This window comes from Methylobacterium sp. WL116, from assembly GCF_008039455.1.
GTDB lineage: Bacteria > Pseudomonadota > Alphaproteobacteria > Rhizobiales > Beijerinckiaceae > Methylobacterium.
In genome coordinates, this window is record NZ_VRUV01000703.1 from 1 (window position 1) to 1,926 (window position 1,926).

The following is a 1,926-nucleotide window of genomic DNA, read 5'->3' on the forward strand; positions in this document are numbered from 1 at the left end:
CGCCGGCGCGGCCGCGCGACCGGGGCCCGGATCCCGCGAAGGCGCCGGTCTTAGACGACCGGGCGCGTTCGCGACACCCTTTCTCGCCTCAGCAGGAGGCGTGGCCGCACTGGCGGACGTCGGCGATGGTCTTGCGGATCGGGTCGACGCCGACGGCGCCGGGGATGATCTCGTCGCCGATGATGAAGGCGGGCGTGCCGGACAGGCCGAGCTTGTCGCCGAGGCCGCGGTTCTCGGTGAGCGCCGCCTTCACCTCGGGGCCCTGGGCGTCCTTCTGCAGCCGGGCCACGTCGAGCCCCATCGCCTTGGCGACGTCGAGGGCCTTGGCGCCGTTCGCCCGGCCCTTGGATTCGAGCAGCTTCTGGTGGAACTCGAACAGCTTGTCGCCCTTGAGCTGCTGCTTGGCGGCGAGCGCGATCTGGCTGGCCTCGAGCGATTCCGGGCCGAGCACCGGGAAATCCTTGATCACCACGCGCAGCTTCGGATCGGCCTTGATCAGCGCCTGCACGTCGCCGAGCGCCTTGCGGCAATAGCCGCAATTGTAGTCGAAGAACTCGATCATCGTGACGTCGCCCGCCGGGTTGCCGGCGACGACGTCGTGCGGGCTGTCGAGCAGCGCCTTCTGCGATTCCTTGAGCGCGGCGGCCTGGGCCAGGCGCTGGGTCTCGGCCTGGCGCTTCTCGCCCTCGGCGATCGCCTCCTGCAGCACGTCGGGGTTCTTGATCAGGTAGTCCTTGACGATCGCCTCGATCCCGGCGCGCTGCGCATCGGTGAAGGGCGCGGCCGGCGCGGTCTGCGCCCGGGCCGGGAGGCCGAGGGGCATGGCCAAGGGAACGGCCAAGGGGACGGCGAGCAGCAGCGCGCGGCGGGAGGCCGAGAGGAAACGGGAGAGAGGCATACGTCCTCGCTGGGCGGGCGCGGCGGGCGGGCCGGACCGGGGTCTGGCCGGTCCGCTATCGGCCGGGTTAGGCGTTTTCACGGCGGCGGGTCAAATCCCGTCGTGCCCGATCGAAGTTTCTCCCGCGAGGCGTCACGCCGATGATCAATCCCATCCGGGCCTTCCGGCTCCGCCCGCGCCTGCTCGCGGCGTTCGGCATCATGGCCGCGGGCGCGCTGCTGATGCCGGGCGACGACCTCGTCACCCGCCTGCTCGCCGGCTGGTGCGCCGGGATCGTGGCCTACGCGGTGCTGATCGTCCACCAATCCACCGGGCAGTCGCGCGACGCCCTGCGCCTGCAGGCGTCGCGCCTCGACGACAGCGCGGCCCTGGTGACGGTGTTCACGCTGCTCGCGGCCGCGGCGAGCTTCGCCGCCGTCGGCGTGCTGGTGCTCGGCGGCAAGGCGAGCGGCGCCGGCAAGGTCTTCGACCTGACGCTCGCCGGGGCGACCGTGCTGTGCACCTGGGCCTTCGTGCAGCTCGTCTTCACGATCCACTACGCCCACGTCTACTACGGCGACGACGCGCCCGGCGAGAGCCGCGGCGGCCTCGACTTCCACGGCGACGACGCCCCCGACTTCTGGGACTTCCTGTACTTCACCGTCACCATCGGCGCGGCGGCGGCCACCTCGGACACCAACATCACCAGCAAGCGCATGCGCCGGATCGCCACCGTGCAGACGGTCTACGCCTACCTGTTCAACACCGGCGTGCTGGCGCTCGCCGTCAACATGGCGGCGGGGTTCGTCGGGCATTGAGGGGGGTTGCGCAGCATCGCCGACCCGTCCGAGGGCTGACCCGCGGCCGCCGCCCGGGTACAAGCATCCGATGATCCCCATCTCCCGCCGTGCCGCCGCCGTCGCGCCCTTCCTCGCCATGGACGTGATGGCCGCCGCCGCCGGGAAGGCGCGCGCCGGCGAGGACGTGGTGCGGATGGAGGTCGGGCAGCCCTCGGCGCCGGCGCCGCGGGCGGTGATCGCCGCCGCGCA

General features: G+C 72.1%; 2 protein-coding genes and 1 pseudogene. 2 read left to right on the top strand and 1 reads right to left on the bottom strand.

The annotated features are described in order from the left end of the window. Window positions 1–88: 88 nt before the first annotated feature. Complete coding sequence (locus FV223_RS26445; protein ID WP_147729710.1) at window positions 89–823, bottom strand: DsbA family protein; 735 nt, start codon at window positions 821–823, stop codon at window positions 89–91. A 215-nt stretch (window positions 824–1,038) separates the two neighbouring features. On the opposite strand from FV223_RS26445, the gene FV223_RS26450 reads away from it, so the two are divergent. Further along, window positions 1,039–1,695, top strand: a complete 657-nt coding sequence (locus FV223_RS26450) for a DUF1345 domain-containing protein (RefSeq protein WP_147729709.1) — start codon at window positions 1,039–1,041, stop codon at window positions 1,693–1,695. A gap of 70 nt (window positions 1,696–1,765) precedes the next feature. Beyond that, window positions 1,766–1,926 (top strand): annotated as a pseudogene (locus FV223_RS32145) (pyridoxal phosphate-dependent aminotransferase); the annotation flags it as partial.

Excerpts from the sequence above, each read along its gene's own strand:
- FV223_RS26450 (WP_147729709.1), top strand. The coding sequence starts at position 1,039 with ATGATCAATCCCATCCGGGCCTTCCGGCTCCGCCCGCGCCTGCTCGCG.
- FV223_RS26445 (WP_147729710.1), bottom strand. The coding sequence starts at position 823 with ATGCCCCTCGGCCTCCCGGCCCGGGCGCAGACCGCGCCGGCCGCGCCC.